Source organism: Pseudomonas sp. GW821-FHT09E04, assembly GCF_059416185.1.
Map to the genome: position 1 here is coordinate 48,607 of NZ_JBWKOR010000003.1, position 14,057 is coordinate 62,663.

The window sequence follows — 14,057 nt, forward strand, 5'->3', positions numbered from 1 at the left end:
TCATTCGTAACGCTGCTGGAAACCAGGAATGAACTCCGCCGGGTTTCCGATGCCACACACAGCGTTCACTTCACCGCGTCATGGGTGATCAATGTCTTCGGCTCCAGATACGCGTTCATCCCCCACTTGCCCATTTCGCGCCCCAGGCCCGAATGTTTGAAGCCACCAAAAGGGGCGCGCGGTTCGTGGGCCAGGGTGTTGATGAGCACGCGTCCCGAATCGATCTGACGGGCGATATTCACACAACGTTCGGGGTTCTGGCCCAGCACCAGAGCGCTCAGTCCATAGTCCGTATCGTTGGCGATTCTTATCGCATCGGCGTCGTCCTCGTAAGGGATAATCGTCAGCACCGGGCCGAAAATTTCCTCACGCGCGATACGCATCTGGTTGTTGGCGTCCGTGAAGATCGTGGGCTTGACGAACCATCCGGCATGCAGGCCTTCCGGACGACCTTCGCCACCCGCCAGCAACCTTGCGCCCTCTTCCTGGCCGATACGGATGTAGCGCTGCACCCGCTCCCATTGTTTCTGGCTGACCATCGGGCCGATATCGGTGTCGGCGTTGCGTGGGTCGCCCGATTGAAACTGTGCGACGCCCTCCTTCGCGACCTGCTCGAACTCTGCGAGCCGTGAACGCGGGACAAGAATGCGCGTGCCCGCGATGCAGGCCTGGCCGCTGTTGAGGAATCCGGCGTGCAGTGCCAACGGCATGACCGCCTGGAAATCCGCGTCATCGAGTACCACGGTGGGCGACTTGCCACCCAGTTCCAGGGTCACGCGTTTCAAAGTGTCGGCGCCGGTTCTGAGCAGATGCTGACCGACTGCGGACGACCCCGTGAACGAGATCTTGGCAACGTCGGGATGGCGGGCGATCTCCTCGCCCACCACATCGCCCCGTCCGTTGACGATATTGAAGACACCCGGTGGCAGTCCCGCTTCGTGCAACGCCCGGATCACGACCTGCGTCTGCAACGCGCTCATCTCGCTGGGCTTGATGACGGCGGTGCAGCCTGCTGCCAGTGCGGTGGCCAGTTTGTTGCAGATGAAGCCGGCATTGCTGTTCCACGGCGTGATCAGACCGGTCACGCCCACGGGCGTCAGAATGACTTTGGCCATACCGGCCTGCTCTTCGAAGTCGAACGCCTCCAGCGCCTCGATCGCTTGTGCAATCACATCCGCCGGATACGTCGCCATCCAGCGCCCGCGAACCGCAGGCGAGCCGTACTCTTCAAGGATGGCTTCCAGCAGTTCTTCCTCTCTGGCCGCCACGGCCTTATGCATGCGTTGCAGGGCGGCAATGCGCTCCTCGCGCGTGGTACGAGACCAGGCCGGGAACGCAGCCTTGGCGGCGGCGATGGCGCGCTGGGCGTCGAGTGCATCGCCCAACCGGACCTGACCGATGACTTCCTCGGTGCTCGGGTTATGGAGGTCGAACCACTCCTGACCGTGTGGGAGGACGTACTCGCCGTTGATGTAGATGTGTTCAATGCGCTGCATGGCAACTCCTCGCTGAAAATGACTCGCTTGAAGCGAGCCTCGATGAAGCGAAGTCTAAGAAGAGTTGATTGTTCCGATAAGCTATCCTTTGGCTGATGAAGCATCCCTATTTTCAGGACAATCCATGCACAGAACAGGAATGACCGATCTGGAAGTGGTGCTGGCCGTTGCCCGACGCAACAGTTTTCGCGGCGCGGCCCAGGAACTGGGCATGTCCACCACGGCTGTGAGCAGTGCGGTGGCCGGACTCGAAGCGCGCCTGAAGGTGCGCCTGTTCAATCGCTCCACTCGCAGCGTTGCCCTCACCGACATCGGGCAGCGCTATGTGGAGCGCATCGCCCCCGCCCTGGCGCAGATCAAGAGTGCCGGCGAAGAAGCCAGCGTCGGTCTCGACGAACCCAGCGGCACACTGCGCATCAATGCACCGCACGGCGCGGCCTACCTGCTGCTGGAGCCGCTGCTCGATCAGTACGCTCGGCGCTATCCCGAGGTGCGCATCGACGTCGTCAGCGAGGCAAGCATGGTCGACATCGTCGCCGGGGGCTTCGACGCCGGGATTCGCCTGGCCGAGTCGGTACCGCAAGACATGATTGCGGTGGCGCTGTCAGGCGACATCCGGATGCTCATGGTGGCAACGCCCGAGTACCTCGAACGCCACGGCGTGCCCGAACACCCGCGGGATCTGCTCACCCACCAGAGCATCGGCATGCGCATGGCCCACGGAGGTATCTACCATTGGGAGCTGGAACGCGATGGCGAGAAATTGCAGATGGATCTGCCGACGCGCTTCGTGTTCAACGAATTGCTGGCGATCAAGCAGGCCGTGGTGCTGGGCCTTGGTATCGGCTTCATTTCCGAATGGTTCATCCAGGAAGAACTGGCAAGCGGCGCATTGGTGCCGGTGCTGATGCCGTGGTGTCCGTCGTTTGGCGGATTGAGGCTTTATTACTCGGGCCATCGCTTCGTGCCGGCGCGATTGCGTGCGCTGATTGATCTGGTGCACGAGTTGCGGCCGACCTTGTGCGATCTCAGGAAGAAGCAGCATTGATAACGGGCGTTAAATTGCAGGTATCTGTCACGGGGAACGAAGCCCGACTGTTCGGTACTCCCTCGGCGTTCAGTACCGTTTCCCGGGCTATCCGCAAATGCAAGGTGGGCACAAGCATCCACCTGCCGCTGGAAAGCAGCCAGTCGCCATTCACGTCATTGGAAATCCGGTGCACCACGGGTTCCGCCGTTGTTGCCGTCATGGACTGCACGCTGCTCATCGCTTATCCGGAAAAACTGCGACGCCGATTGTCTCCGTATTTTGCAATGCCGGCAGAGACTCCATCAGGATCGACTTTCTTCATCAACGCGTCACAAATAGACGTTCTTCATGACCTGGCCGGGGAATCATTGCAAATGATCCTGCAAGTCGTGGGGCCTGATCAGGTTTGAACTTGCGTTGGCATGAGCGTTTTGGGCCTTTGGCAGTCAATTGTCGGCGACGACTTCCGGCCAAAACACACGCTCAATCACAGTGATCGGTTTCCCCGGACTCCTGTGACAGAACCCCCTGATATCCCCCGACTTCAGGGGCATATGAAACAAACCGACCGCCGATGGCCTTTTCCAGCAAAAGCCGACCACAGCGCTGGCATTCGTAAACGGTTGTTTTTCGGCTGGCATGGATGCTGGATATCCGGTCCTCCAGGGTATCAGCGGCGCCGACCCAAGGCGCGAGTGCTCCATAGGCCTTGGCGATCGCGGCCTTGTCTCCTGACTCCGCAGCCGCCACCAGAGGTGCGATTTCACGACGCAACTCATCCCAGAATGCATCTTCTTCCTGGTCGCGCAGCAAGCTGGCCTTGTAGGGCAAGCTGTCGGTCTGATCGACAATCACATGGCCACACTTGCAACCTATTTTGCTCATTTACAGTTCAATACCTACAGGTTTGATCGGTTGGTTAAACGGGCGGCCTTGGTCATCCAGGCCTCGAAGCACTGGAAACCCAACCACACCGGACTCGAGCGTGATGGCTCCATCAATATCAGTCGCATTGGCTCTTTTCTTGAAAATCCGTGGCTCTAGACTGGTTTCCTTCCCACGACTCGCCTGGAAAGGAAACCATTCTAGTGCACGACTTCGACTGCCAACCCGTTTTATGCGGGAAAACGCTTAGGCTCAAGCCTCTTTCCGAAAGCGATTTTGAAGGACTGTTTCTGGCAGCCTCAGACCCGCACATCTGGGCAGGCCATCCCGCCAGTGACCGCTATGAGCGGCCGGTATTCGAAGCGTACTTCGCCGCGCGGCTAGCCACCGGCAAAACGCTGGCCGTCATTGATATCGACTCGGGGCTGATCGTGGGCATGTCGAGCTATTACACCCCGCCCGACCTGCCGGACAGTATCGCTATCGGGTATACCTTTCTGGTGCGGGCGAAATGGGGTGGCGAGACCAATCGCGAACTGAAGCAGCTGATGGTGGAACACGCCTTCAAGGCGTACGACACTGTCTATCTTCACATCGCACCGTCGAACATCCGCTCGCAGAAAGCCGCCATGAAGATCGGCGCGGTGCACTTGTATGATGCCGAGCTGACGCTGTCCACGACACCGGCCTGGTGCAAGTGTTACGGGCTGACCAGGGCACAATGGGCTACAAGCCAGGCACAAAATCAGAGATGACAGCCAGGCTCCCCCTTCACGCATCAGCCCCAAACGCAGCCCTGGCAAAATCCACGAAGCTTCGCAGCTTGGGCGTCAACCGAGGGTCCGGTGCATACAGAAGATTCATCGGGGAAACCGGGACGTTGTAATCCGGCAGAAGGTTCACCAGCGTTCCACTTCTCAGCGCATCCTTGACCAGCTCCAACGGCAACAGCACGACCCCCAGCCCTGCCACCGCCGCGGACAGCAACGGGTCGGCCTGATTGATCGTCAATCTGCTTTTAATCGGCACGTCGATGCCACCGTCCGGCCCTTCGAGGCGAATGTGGGAACGACCGTCCGAATAGGCAAACGCCAGGCATTCATGTTCCTGAAGATCCAGTGGCGTCGTGATGGGTGGACGTCTGGCCAGATAGGCAGGCGCCGCGCACAGCACCATTTGATAAGGCTTCAAAGGCAAAGCCTTCAGACCGCTGTCGGACAGCTCACCGATTCGAAACACCACGTCATATCCGCCCTCCACCAGGTCAACGAGTTCGTTGGACAAGGTCAGATCCACCGACACCTGCGGATACCTGACCATGTACTCCAGCAGCCGAGGCGACAGCGTGCTGACGCCAAAGGTGACTGGCGCGTTGATTCTGAGCCGGCCGCTGGGTACGCCTCGGGTCATCGCGGCCATTTCTTCCGCGGCGTCCATATCGGCCAGGATCAGCTTCGCCCGTTGATAGAACGTACGGCCGAAGTCGGTGAGGCTCTGTTTGCGGGTCGTGCGATTGAGCAGCGAGACACCCAGATGCTGCTCGAGCATCTTGACCTGTTTGCCGACCAGTTGCGGGGACAGATTGAGCTCATCCGCCACTGCGCTGAAGGAGCCAAGCTCCACCGCTTTGACGAAGACGGCCATCAAGGTGAGGCGATCCATTGGCAACCCTGCGTTTCTAGTGTTGCGCTATCGTAGGTCTTTATCCGACCCGGGCCAAAGCCTAAATTGACGGCCATGGCAACGACGCGCCCAACTCCAACAGGCGCGTTATCACTGGAACTCAGGTCGTTCACACCGGCCTCATTGATCACAGAAGAGGTAACCATGGCACGCATTGTCAGGATTCATGAATACGGCGACGCAAGCGTTTTGAAACTGGAATCGGTCGATGTGCCGGCTCCGGCATCCGGCGAGGTGCAAATCGAGGTCAAGGCCTTCGGGTTGAATCGGGCCGAGGTCATGTTCCGCAATCACGCCTATCTGCAGGAAGCGCAGTTTCCCAGCCGCCTCGGTTATGAAGCGGCCGGTGTGGTGGTTGCCGTCGGCGCAGGTGTCAGCGAGTTCAAGGTCGGTGATGCGGTCAGCCTGATTCCGCCGCTGGACATCGCCAAATGGGGCACCTACGGCGAGCTGGCCAACGTGCCCGCCGATCTGACGGTCAAACACCCGTCGAACCTGTCCTTTGAACAGGCCGCAGCCTCATGGATGCAATACGTCACCGCGTGGGGCGCGCTGGTCGAACAAGCCAAACTGACGAAGAACGATTTTGTACTGGTCACTGCCGCCTCCAGCAGCGTCGGCCTGGCGGCCTTCCAGATTGCCCGAATGGTGGGCGCGACTTCGATTGCCGTGACCCGCACCCGGGCCAAGAAACAGGCCTTGCTGGACGCCGGCGCCGCGCACGTCATCGTCAGCGATGAAGAGGATATCGTCGCCGCCGTCATGGCGCTGACCGATGGTCAGGGCGCGCGCGTGGTGTTCGATCCCATCGGCGGCCCGGCTTTCGAACAGCTCACCCAGAGCATGGCCAGGGGCGGCATTCTGCTTGAGTACGGCGCCTTGAGCCCGGAGCCCACGCCGTTCCCGCTGTTCACCGTGCTGGGCAAATGCCTGACGCTCAAGGGCTACCTTTACGCAGAGGTCGTCGCGAACCCTGCGGCTCTGGCCCGAGCCAAGACGTTCATCAGCGACGGCCTCGCTTCGGGCGCGCTGAAGCCGATCATCGCGAAGACGTTCGCCCTTGAAGACATTCAGGAGGCGCATCGCTTTCTTGAAGCCAACCAGCAGGTCGGAAAGATTGTCGTGACTGTTTAAGGATATGATCCGGGAAACCAGGCCTCAATGGACCGATATCTATGCCCGTTTCCCGGATTCGCCCGTCACCGGCTCCCCTGCTGAAACCCGGCGAGACGGTGGTGTTGTTCGACGGCGTCTGCAAGTTGTGCAATGGCTGGGCGAAATTCCTGATTCGTCATGACCGCCATCAGCGAGTCCGGCTGGCGGCGGTGCAATCTCCCGAAGGGCAGGCGCTGCTCGCCTGGGCAGATTTACCCCTCGATCAGTTCGACACCATGGCGGTCATCCGCGACCGACACTATTGGGAGCGCTCCGATGCCTTTTTCGAAGTCGTTGCCCTACTGCCCGCCCGCTGGCGTCCATTGCAATGCTTGCGCATTTTCCCGCGCGGGCTTCGGAACTGGGCCTACGATCGTATTGCACTGAATCGTTATCGGCTGTTTGGACAATATGACACCTGTCTTCTGCCTGATCCCGATCATGAGCAACGCTTTCTGAAGGCTTCGCTACAGCAACAGCCCTAACACCTGCACGGGCGTCATCTTTGTCACCATCATCAAGACGATCACGAACATCCCCAGAAAACCGGCCACCCCCATCCAGAACCATTGGCGGTACACCGACCCGTACTCGTCCGCGAGCCCTCCTCCGGTCTCGATTGCACTCGAAGCCATCACATACAGGCGCTTCTGAAGCACCAACACCGGGAGCCAAAGTGATCCTACGCAAAGAAAGATGATCAACGACGTCAGCACCCATTCCGTGGTCAACGGAAGGCCGGCCAGCTTGATCAGCCCATAGCCCGATGCGATCTGAATGAAGCCTGCCGGGGTGGTGATCCAGGCGTCGAAACGCACGACCATTTTCGCCACGTGAGCGATCACTTGAGGATTGGCGGTGCGGCTGGCGGCGATCAGGTAAAGGTAGGAGCCCATGCCGAAGCCGAACAGGAACACAGCAGCAATCACATGGATGTACTTGAGGCACAGGTAAAGCATGGTCAGCGCTGCCCGTCAGAGAAATGCACCGACAGGCTCAGGTTTTCAGGGTCGTTGATCGCGGCCATGTATTCGTCGACGGTGATTTCGCCGACGCAAGGCCGGGCGCCGGGTTCAGGCACATACCCTTGGGCCATTTTGGCGGCCAGGGCCACAGCGGCGCAGCTCGGGATTTCCGGGCCCTTGTCATTCCATGCCGTCAGCTGAGCGGTCATGGACAGCGGTTGTCCTTCAACCCCGATACCTTGCACGTCGATGTACATCGCGCTTTTGCCATCGCCGAGTCGCTCGAACCAGGTGCCCAAACGATGCAGTCGCGCGGCCCAGGGCGCATGGTCGCGAATCAGCCCCATCTTCTGGGCCTGGGCGAACAGAGCATTGGCGACACCGCCGAGTTTCAACCCCGCTCCAGCCTTGAAGCTCAGTGTCCGGGCACCATAACGACCGGCGAAAATGTCCATGTCCGGAACGTCGACATTGGCCAGCAAGCGGGTGCCCAGATGCGGCATCTTGCGCAACGTCAGATCCTGCCAGCCCGGCACCTCGTGAACCCGGCCATCCTTGAGCTGTTTGATCGGCTTGCCCGCGTAGGCAAGCACACCTTCGACAGTCGACAGTCCCGGCATCTTCGCGGAAGAGGAAATGCCATGTTCGATCGAGTCGATGCGCTGAAAGCGATACCGCTGCTGATCGATGATGGCCGAAGACAGGGTCGGCACCGAACTGCAACCACTGAAAATCGCCACGCCCGCCTCTTTCGCGCGCACATCGAGTACAGCGATACCGTTGACGAAGGTTCGGCAGTCGGACAGGTCGCAATAGTTCACCCCGGCCTCGATGCAGCTTTCGGCAACCGCATAGGACTGCCCCTGAAACGGGCCGCCGGTGTGGACGACCAGCTCAATTCCCATCGAGCCCAACGCAGATTGAAACCCGGGCCCCATGGCATCACCGCACCAACTGGCGCAGGCTTTTCCTGAAGCGGCTTGCAACGCCTCGACCTTGCGCAGCAACTTGTGCGGATCGCGACCCGAGATCGCCAGATCAACATCGGGCATCGACGCCAGATGCCGGCAGACGATGCTGCCGAAGTTTCCATACCCACCGACCACCAACACCTTGAACGCCATTCAACGCTTCCCTAACGATTCGATCGTACAGCCAACTTGCCCGAGACAGGATTCGCGGGAGCTTCCCTGATATCGGCGGGTCAGGCAAGAAATACGACTGAATCCGCTTTGATTGAACATCCGCAACCTGCACAATTGCCGGCTTTTTTCGACAGGACGTCCCTATGCAACGGATTGTGATTCTGGGTAACGCCGGCAGTGGCAAATCCACCCTCGCCCGCGCCCTCGGCCAGCGCCTGAACCTGCCCGTGGTTCATCTGGATACCTTGTTCTGGGAACCAGACTGGGTCGAACCCGACGCAGAACAATTCCGCACACGGGTCCGCGAGGCAATCAACGCGGATTCATGGGTGTGTGAAGGCAACTATGCCCGGCGAACCTTCGACCTTCGCCTGCCCCGCGCCGACCTGATTATCTGGCTCGATACGCGACGACTCACCTGCTTCGCCCGCGTGATCCGGCGCAGCATCATGAACCGCCCGCGCCCGGATCTCGCGGCAGGCTGCAGAGAAAAAATCGACCGGAAATTCCTGACGTTTCTGAAGTTCGTATGGACCTTTGACCGGGGTTACCGCCCGGGTATCGACAACGTGCGCCAGTCAATCGGGCCAGACGTCCCGGTGGTGCATCTGCGTGGCAAACGGCAGGTTTCGACCTTTCTCGACAGGCTTTGCACCACACCTCAAGTCAGCCAGAGGCCGACTCCCGCGCAAAACACTCAACGGTAAAGGCAGCGTTCTAAAAGCGGTCTACGCTCCACCCACCTACACCTCTGGAGTCACCGTGATGATCCGCGCCTTGCTGACCGCTTCCTTGCTGGTGACCCTGAGTGTTCCGGCCCATGCGGACGTGAAACCCTTCCCCTCCTCGTTCCGCACACAAGACATTGCCGTGGACGGCGCGAAGATCCACACGCGCATCGGCGGCAAAGGCCCGGCCGTGGTGCTGTTGCATGGTTTTGGTGATACCGGGGACATGTGGGTGCCATTGGCGACCGATCTGGCGAAGGATCACACCGTGGTGATCCCTGATCTGCGCGGCATGGGGCTGTCGTCGATTCCCGACGGTGGCTACGACAAGAAGACCCAGGCGGGAGACATCCGCGCCGTGCTCGCCTCGCTGGGCATCGAGCATTCGGTCGTCATCGGTCACGACATCGGCACCATGGTCGCGTTCGCCTATGCCTCGCGGTATCCGCAACAGACCGATCGCCTGGTGGTGATGGATGCGCCTGTTCCGGGCATTGCGCCGTGGAACGACATCGTGCGTTCGCCGATGCTCTGGCACTTCGATTTTGGAGGCCCGGACATGGAGCGACTGGTCGCCGGCCGTGAGCGCATTTACCTGGATCGGTTCTGGAACGAGTTCGCCGGCAACCCGAAAAAAGTCGACGAAGCCACCCGCCAGCATTACGCCAAACTCTACGCCCGCCCCGGCGCGATGCACGCGGCCTTCGCTCAGTTCCGCGCCATTCGCCAGGACGCGGTGGACAACGAAGCGTCGTCAAAGAACAAGCTGACGATGCCGGTCCTGGCCGTCGGCGGTGAAAAGTCCTTCGGTAACAACGAAGCGATCGTGATGCGCAACGCCGCCGACAACGTCACCGAAGTGGTGATCGCCGGAGCGGGCCATTGGCTGATGGAAGAAGCGCCGGTGGAAACCACGCAGGCGATTCGCAGCTTTATGACCCGCTGACGCTGGCGATGGACGCTGCCCCTCAGGCAGCCTGCCGGCGCATGGTCAGAATGGCGGCGCCGAAGCCGATGAACGTCGATCCCACCACCCGGCTGACCCAACGGGAAAACGCCGGACGGGTCAACACGCCTTTGGCCCGGGATGCGAGCGCGGCGTAGAGCGTCAGGGACGTCACCGACAGCGCCATGAAAATCGACGTCAGGATCAGGAACTGCGGCAGCAGCGTCGCGCCCTGGTCGATGAACTGCGGGAACAGCGCGGTGAAAAACATCGTCGCCTTGGGATTGGTCACGGCCGTCAGGAATGCAGACTTGTAGAGTTTCAGGCGCGTGGGCCGGGCTTTCTTCGAATCGTCCTGAGGACTGTCCTGAAGCATCGCGTCCTTTTTGAACAGTTGCTTGATCCCGAGATAGAACAGATAACCGGCGCCGATGATCTTCACCGCGTTGAACAGCATTTCGGAACTGGCGAGCAACGCCCCGAGCCCGAGCATCGCAGCGGCTGAAAGACAGAACAGGCCACTGGCATTGCCGAGCGACGACCAGATCGCGCTGCGCTGACCATGGGCCAGGCTGTTGTTGATCGCCATCAGCGTCGCGGGGCCTGGGCTGGCGATGGCAATCGCGGCCACCAGGGTAAAAGCCAGAATCGAGTGAGAATCCATTTTCCATGCTCGTGGGAGTGAAAGGCTGCAGGGTACAGGAACCGGTGTGGCGCATCGACCGGTTGAATCGGCAGCATGACCGTCACCGCCATTTGACTCGATCAAACATGAGCTATCGTTTCAGCGACTCGCCGCCAGCGGGTGGCGGCCATGAAGTAAGGATGCTTCATGGCGGCGACGCTCGACGGGCAGTGGACTCCGCCAGCGGTGGTGAAGGTGGATTGAGCGTGCGTCAGGGACGCCTAGCCATCCAGCCTCTTGTTATTGATTGTATCCAGCGCTTTAAGGATGGCGGGTTCACGCTCCTTCAATAGGGCCTGGAAGGTATTTTCGACAGAGTCTTCAGCGTCGAAAATCTTGTCCAGAAAGCTGCGGCCCTCAGGCGTGTTGTTCAAAATATCTTTGCCCTGCGCGGGGTTATCGTGGGCACGAATCGCCGCATTGAGTTCATCCGGCTGCAAGTGAGCCGCCAAGGTATCGATCCGCAGGTTTCTGATCTCATCGAAGGGAACTTTGTCTTCCACAACCTCGCGGATTTCTTCATCCATCACCGCCATGTAACGTGGCGAGTAATCTCGCATTACGGTTTCCACCACCTCATCGTAATGTTCCTTGAAGGCGCCACTGATATCGACCAGTTCCCTGGCCTTGTCCTTGCTTCCTCCACAGGCGGTCAGTGACGTTGCAAGCAACAAAACCAACGCTGCCGTTCTCATTCCCATGAGCCTTTATCCTTGTTCAATTTGTAGAAACCGATTGCCTGGCGCAGGTGCGGACGGCTGCGTTCCATGGCAAACCTGCAGAACTGCAGGGGGCGCAATTCTAAACAAAATGGGGACAGATTTATTTTTTGATAATAAATCTGTCCCCATTGAATGCTCTCGCTCTAAACCCACGGCTGCTCGTCATACTCCGGCAATTCGATAGCATCAGCCTTCGGCGAAAGAATCTTCCCGAACAGGCGCTTGAACCCCGGCGCACTCGCCAGCCTCAACACCGCGTGACCAAGGGCGATGCCAAGGCGCGAATGCGGTGAGGCCAGTCTGGGGGCGAATCCGGGCACGCTTTGCGCCTGGGCGACAAAGGGCCGCATCCGTTTTTCATAGGCCGAGAACGCCTGGATGTGGTCGGCATGGCGCCCCAGTTCACCGGCCAGCACGTAGGCGCCGCACAGACCCAGGCTGGTGCCCATGCCACTGATGGGCGATGCGCAATAAGCCGCGTCCCCGACCAGCGCGATGCGCCCCTTGGACCAACGAGGCATTTTGACCTGCCCCACCGCGTCCAGATAAAGGTCGGTGGCCTCCTCCAGCGCAGCCAGCACGCGGGGCGTCTCCCAACCGGCGTCAGCGAATATTTGCCTGAGCAAGGATTTCTGTTCGTCCTGCGCGAGTTTTTCGTATCCACACGGCGCCTGCTGAAAAGACAGAAACGCGCGTATGGTGCCCAGATTGTCAGGCCGCAAACAGACACAGCGCCCACCTGGCATGTTGTGCCAGCGCATGACCTGGCCATCGCTCGGCTGTCGAGGAACAGTGAAATAGGCCGTATACAGATTGAGCGGACGGCGCTGGACTTCGTTGCCGAACACCTGATTGCGCGTTGTCGAACCGATCCCTTCAGCCACGATCACCAGATCGTAAACCTGCTCGGCACCCTGCTCGAAACGCACATGAACCTGCTCACCATCGTCTTCCATCGCTGCAACGCAGTCGCCGAATCGATAGGTCACTCGATCCTGACTGTGCTGGATCAATAGCCTGGCGAGCTCGCCCCGCAGGATCTCCAGTTCGGCAATCGGCCCCTCCCCGTCGAACGCATCGACACCCAGAAACGCCTGGGTCCGGTTATCCTGGTCAACGAAGGCGATGCCCTGTTCCTGAGTCGTGTTCGCCCGAATCAAATCTTCCAGACCCATGCGCTGAATCACCACACGCCCGGCGCCCCGCACGTCGATCGTTTGCCCCCCATCGCGAAACGCAGGCGCCCTCTCGACCACCGTAACGTCCATACCCTGCCGGGACAGCCAATAGGCCAAAGCAGGCCCGGCGATACTTGCACCGGTCACCAGTATTTTTTTTGGTTTCATCACGCGTCCTGGTTTTCAGACGTGGCCACAGAGCTGCCCGGCAGCGTGGTGCTGTAAACCTCGATCACCTGGCCCAGGAATGCTTCAACCACGGCGCGATCCTTGCCGTCGAGTGCTCCGAGGACGGCGCTCAGGCCATTGAGCATTGGCGCGATATGCCGATAGGCCTGCGCCACCGACTCCGGAACCGGACACACCAGCACCCGGCGCTTGTCATTGAGCTGCCGCTCGCGGACCACATGCCCGGCCCGTTCCAGTCGATCGATGACCTGCGTGATACCAGCGGTGGTCACTGAAAGGCGCGCCGCAAGTTCGGTCGGCGGCAGAGGTCCGTCGGTAATCAAGTGCTCCAGCGTCGCCACATCCGTCTGATTGATGCCCAGCGCTGTGCCCAGATGGCTGGCAGCCTTGCGCGTCAGGATGGCGATCTGTTGCAACTGCTGGCCGACGACATCACTGGCGATCTGCAGGCTACGGGGATCTTCAGTCGGATTTGGCGGTGATGAAGGTAACGTCATGTGCAGGATCGGTCCGGGCTGGTCGTGATGAGGACGCGAAACTAGCATATAGCTAACTTGCTTAGCTACCTTTCAGACTCAAGGACAAAAAAGAACCGGTCCATTTTTCAGAAAACAGACCGGTTCCCCTCATTCACACTGACGCTAAAGAACCTCAGGCGCGCTTCGGCAGCTTCCAGTTCGGGCGGATGAAGTGGCAGGTGTAGCCATTCGGAATACGCTCCAGGTAATCCTGGTGCTCCGGCTCCGCCTCCCAGAACGGCCCGGCCGGTTCGATTTCGGTCACCACTCGTCCAGGCCACAGCCGTGAGGCGTCGACATCGGCGGCGGTGTCTTCGGCGACGTCGCGTTGCTGTTCGTTGAGGTAATAGATCGCCGAACGATAGCTGGGGCCAAGATCATTGCCCTGACGGTTGGGCGTGGTCGGATCGTGTATCTGAAAGAAGAACTCCAGGATTTGCCGATAGCTGATAACGGCAGGATCGAAGACGATTTCGATGGCTTCGGCGTGATTGCCGTGATTGCGGTAGGTCGCATTCGGCACATCGCCACCGGTGTAACCGACGCGCGTCTGCAGGACGCCGGGATAGCGCCGCAGCAGATCCTGCATGCCCCAGAAGCAGCCGCCGGCGAGGATGGCAGTTTCGGTTTGGCTGGTCATGGTCTGTCCTTCCCTTCAGGGATATTGGAGGTAACCATCGTTATGAGGGCGCGTTGGCCAATTCCAAGGTTGAGCTGCGCAAATCAAGCAGC

At 59.8% G+C, this 14,057-nt stretch carries 17 protein-coding genes; 7 read left to right on the plus strand and 10 right to left on the minus strand.

What is annotated here, in order from left to right; all coding sequences use genetic code 11:
• Window positions 1–65: 65 nt before the first annotated feature.
• Window positions 66–1,496 (minus strand): aldehyde dehydrogenase family protein, encoded by a 1,431-nt coding sequence (locus AC07N4_RS11550; protein ID WP_493066223.1) that lies wholly within the window; start codon window positions 1,494–1,496, stop codon window positions 66–68.
• A 124-nt stretch (window positions 1,497–1,620) separates the two neighbouring features.
• On the opposite strand from AC07N4_RS11550, the gene AC07N4_RS11555 reads away from it, so the two are divergent.
• Both AC07N4_RS11555 and AC07N4_RS11560 read left to right on the plus strand, forming a co-directional pair.
• Window positions 1,621–2,544: a LysR family transcriptional regulator gene (locus tag AC07N4_RS11555; RefSeq protein WP_493066222.1), complete on the plus strand. Its 924-nt coding sequence runs from the start codon at window positions 1,621–1,623 to the stop codon at window positions 2,542–2,544.
• Complete coding sequence (locus AC07N4_RS11560; protein ID WP_102622435.1) at window positions 2,541–2,936, plus strand: hypothetical protein; 396 nt, start codon at window positions 2,541–2,543, stop codon at window positions 2,934–2,936. Before AC07N4_RS11555 ends, AC07N4_RS11560 begins: the two co-directional genes overlap by 4 nt.
• Before the next feature lie 73 nt (window positions 2,937–3,009).
• Here AC07N4_RS11560 and AC07N4_RS11565 read toward each other — a convergent pair whose 3' ends face one another.
• Window positions 3,010–3,411: a DUF8617 domain-containing protein gene (locus tag AC07N4_RS11565; protein WP_493066221.1), complete on the minus strand. Its 402-nt coding sequence runs from the start codon at window positions 3,409–3,411 to the stop codon at window positions 3,010–3,012.
• Window positions 3,412–3,614: 203 nt separating this feature from the next.
• On the opposite strand from AC07N4_RS11565, the gene AC07N4_RS11570 reads away from it, so the two are divergent.
• Window positions 3,615–4,166, plus strand: a complete 552-nt coding sequence (locus AC07N4_RS11570; protein WP_273539647.1) for a GNAT family N-acetyltransferase — start codon at window positions 3,615–3,617, stop codon at window positions 4,164–4,166.
• 16 nt (window positions 4,167–4,182) lie between these two features.
• Here AC07N4_RS11570 and AC07N4_RS11575 read toward each other — a convergent pair whose 3' ends face one another.
• Window positions 4,183–5,073: a LysR family transcriptional regulator gene (locus AC07N4_RS11575; protein WP_493066220.1), complete on the minus strand. Its 891-nt coding sequence runs from the start codon at window positions 5,071–5,073 to the stop codon at window positions 4,183–4,185.
• 165 nt (window positions 5,074–5,238) lie between these two features.
• Between AC07N4_RS11575 and AC07N4_RS11580 the strand changes: the two genes are divergently transcribed.
• Together AC07N4_RS11580 and AC07N4_RS11585 are read left to right on the plus strand one after the other, a co-directional pair.
• On the plus strand, window positions 5,239–6,228 hold the full coding sequence (locus AC07N4_RS11580; protein ID WP_493066219.1) for a zinc-dependent alcohol dehydrogenase family protein: 990 nt from the start codon (window positions 5,239–5,241) through the stop codon (window positions 6,226–6,228).
• A 41-nt stretch (window positions 6,229–6,269) separates the two neighbouring features.
• Window positions 6,270–6,734, plus strand: coding sequence for a thiol-disulfide oxidoreductase DCC family protein (locus AC07N4_RS11585; protein ID WP_493066218.1), 465 nt, complete (start codon window positions 6,270–6,272; stop codon window positions 6,732–6,734).
• On the opposite strand, the gene AC07N4_RS11590 is transcribed toward AC07N4_RS11585, so the two are convergent.
• Both AC07N4_RS11590 and AC07N4_RS11595 read right to left on the minus strand, forming a co-directional pair.
• Window positions 6,717–7,208 carry a DUF2269 family protein gene (locus AC07N4_RS11590; protein WP_102622429.1) on the minus strand — a complete coding sequence of 164 codons (492 nt, stop codon included), beginning with the start codon at window positions 7,206–7,208 and terminating at the stop codon, window positions 6,717–6,719. The genes AC07N4_RS11585 and AC07N4_RS11590 overlap by 18 nt on opposite strands.
• A gap of 2 nt (window positions 7,209–7,210) precedes the next feature.
• On the minus strand, window positions 7,211–8,338 hold the full coding sequence (locus AC07N4_RS11595) for a saccharopine dehydrogenase NADP-binding domain-containing protein (protein WP_493066217.1): 1,128 nt from the start codon (window positions 8,336–8,338) through the stop codon (window positions 7,211–7,213).
• A gap of 164 nt (window positions 8,339–8,502) precedes the next feature.
• Here AC07N4_RS11595 and AC07N4_RS11600 point away from each other — a divergent pair, with 164 nt between their 5' ends.
• Together AC07N4_RS11600 and AC07N4_RS11605 are read left to right on the plus strand one after the other, a co-directional pair.
• On the plus strand, window positions 8,503–9,066 hold the full coding sequence (locus tag AC07N4_RS11600) for a P-loop NTPase family protein (protein ID WP_102622427.1): 564 nt from the start codon (window positions 8,503–8,505) through the stop codon (window positions 9,064–9,066).
• Window positions 9,067–9,124: 58 nt separating this feature from the next.
• Complete coding sequence (locus tag AC07N4_RS11605) at window positions 9,125–10,033, plus strand: alpha/beta fold hydrolase (RefSeq protein ID WP_493066216.1); 909 nt, start codon at window positions 9,125–9,127, stop codon at window positions 10,031–10,033.
• Between the two features lie 22 nt (window positions 10,034–10,055).
• Here AC07N4_RS11605 and AC07N4_RS11610 read toward each other — a convergent pair whose 3' ends face one another.
• The 5 genes from AC07N4_RS11610 to msrA form a co-directional block, all read right to left on the minus strand.
• Complete coding sequence (locus AC07N4_RS11610) at window positions 10,056–10,697, minus strand: LysE family translocator (RefSeq protein ID WP_102622425.1); 642 nt, start codon at window positions 10,695–10,697, stop codon at window positions 10,056–10,058.
• A 242-nt stretch (window positions 10,698–10,939) separates the two neighbouring features.
• A complete protein-coding gene (locus AC07N4_RS11615) occupies window positions 10,940–11,419 on the minus strand; it encodes a hypothetical protein (protein ID WP_493066215.1) in 480 nt (159 codons plus the stop codon).
• A gap of 164 nt (window positions 11,420–11,583) precedes the next feature.
• Entirely contained in the window at window positions 11,584–12,786 is a 1,203-nt protein-coding gene (locus tag AC07N4_RS11620) for an FAD-dependent monooxygenase (protein ID WP_493066214.1), read from the minus strand.
• Window positions 12,786–13,304 (minus strand): MarR family winged helix-turn-helix transcriptional regulator, encoded by a 519-nt coding sequence (locus AC07N4_RS11625; protein ID WP_493066213.1) that lies wholly within the window; start codon window positions 13,302–13,304, stop codon window positions 12,786–12,788. Before AC07N4_RS11625 ends, AC07N4_RS11620 begins: the two co-directional genes overlap by 1 nt.
• A gap of 154 nt (window positions 13,305–13,458) precedes the next feature.
• Complete coding sequence (msrA, locus tag AC07N4_RS11630) at window positions 13,459–13,965, minus strand: peptide-methionine (S)-S-oxide reductase MsrA (RefSeq protein ID WP_273538091.1); 507 nt, start codon at window positions 13,963–13,965, stop codon at window positions 13,459–13,461.
• Window positions 13,966–14,057: the final 92 nt, after the last annotated feature.

Bases quoted from the DNA above. Each gene is read 5' to 3' on its own strand.
- AC07N4_RS11550 (WP_493066223.1), bottom strand. From the start codon at position 1,496: ATGCAGCGCATTGAACACATCTACATCAACGGCGAGTACGTCCTCCCA.
- AC07N4_RS11555 (WP_493066222.1), top strand. From the start codon at position 1,621: ATGCACAGAACAGGAATGACCGATCTGGAAGTGGTGCTGGCCGTTGCC.
- AC07N4_RS11565 (WP_493066221.1), bottom strand. From the start codon at position 3,411: ATGAGCAAAATAGGTTGCAAGTGTGGCCATGTGATTGTCGATCAGACC.
- AC07N4_RS11575 (WP_493066220.1), bottom strand. From the start codon at position 5,073: ATGGATCGCCTCACCTTGATGGCCGTCTTCGTCAAAGCGGTGGAGCTT.
- AC07N4_RS11580 (WP_493066219.1), top strand. From the start codon at position 5,239: ATGGCACGCATTGTCAGGATTCATGAATACGGCGACGCAAGCGTTTTG.
- AC07N4_RS11585 (WP_493066218.1), top strand. From the start codon at position 6,270: ATGCCCGTTTCCCGGATTCGCCCGTCACCGGCTCCCCTGCTGAAACCC.
- AC07N4_RS11590 (WP_102622429.1), bottom strand. From the start codon at position 7,208: ATGCTTTACCTGTGCCTCAAGTACATCCATGTGATTGCTGCTGTGTTC.
- AC07N4_RS11595 (WP_493066217.1), bottom strand. From the start codon at position 8,338: ATGGCGTTCAAGGTGTTGGTGGTCGGTGGGTATGGAAACTTCGGCAGC.
- AC07N4_RS11600 (WP_102622427.1), top strand. From the start codon at position 8,503: ATGCAACGGATTGTGATTCTGGGTAACGCCGGCAGTGGCAAATCCACC.
- AC07N4_RS11605 (WP_493066216.1), top strand. From the start codon at position 9,125: ATGATCCGCGCCTTGCTGACCGCTTCCTTGCTGGTGACCCTGAGTGTT.
- AC07N4_RS11610 (WP_102622425.1), bottom strand. From the start codon at position 10,697: ATGGATTCTCACTCGATTCTGGCTTTTACCCTGGTGGCCGCGATTGCC.
- AC07N4_RS11615 (WP_493066215.1), bottom strand. From the start codon at position 11,419: ATGGGAATGAGAACGGCAGCGTTGGTTTTGTTGCTTGCAACGTCACTG.
- AC07N4_RS11620 (WP_493066214.1), bottom strand. From the start codon at position 12,786: ATGAAACCAAAAAAAATACTGGTGACCGGTGCAAGTATCGCCGGGCCT.
- AC07N4_RS11625 (WP_493066213.1), bottom strand. From the start codon at position 13,304: ATGACGTTACCTTCATCACCGCCAAATCCGACTGAAGATCCCCGTAGC.
- msrA (WP_273538091.1), bottom strand. From the start codon at position 13,965: ATGACCAGCCAAACCGAAACTGCCATCCTCGCCGGCGGCTGCTTCTGG.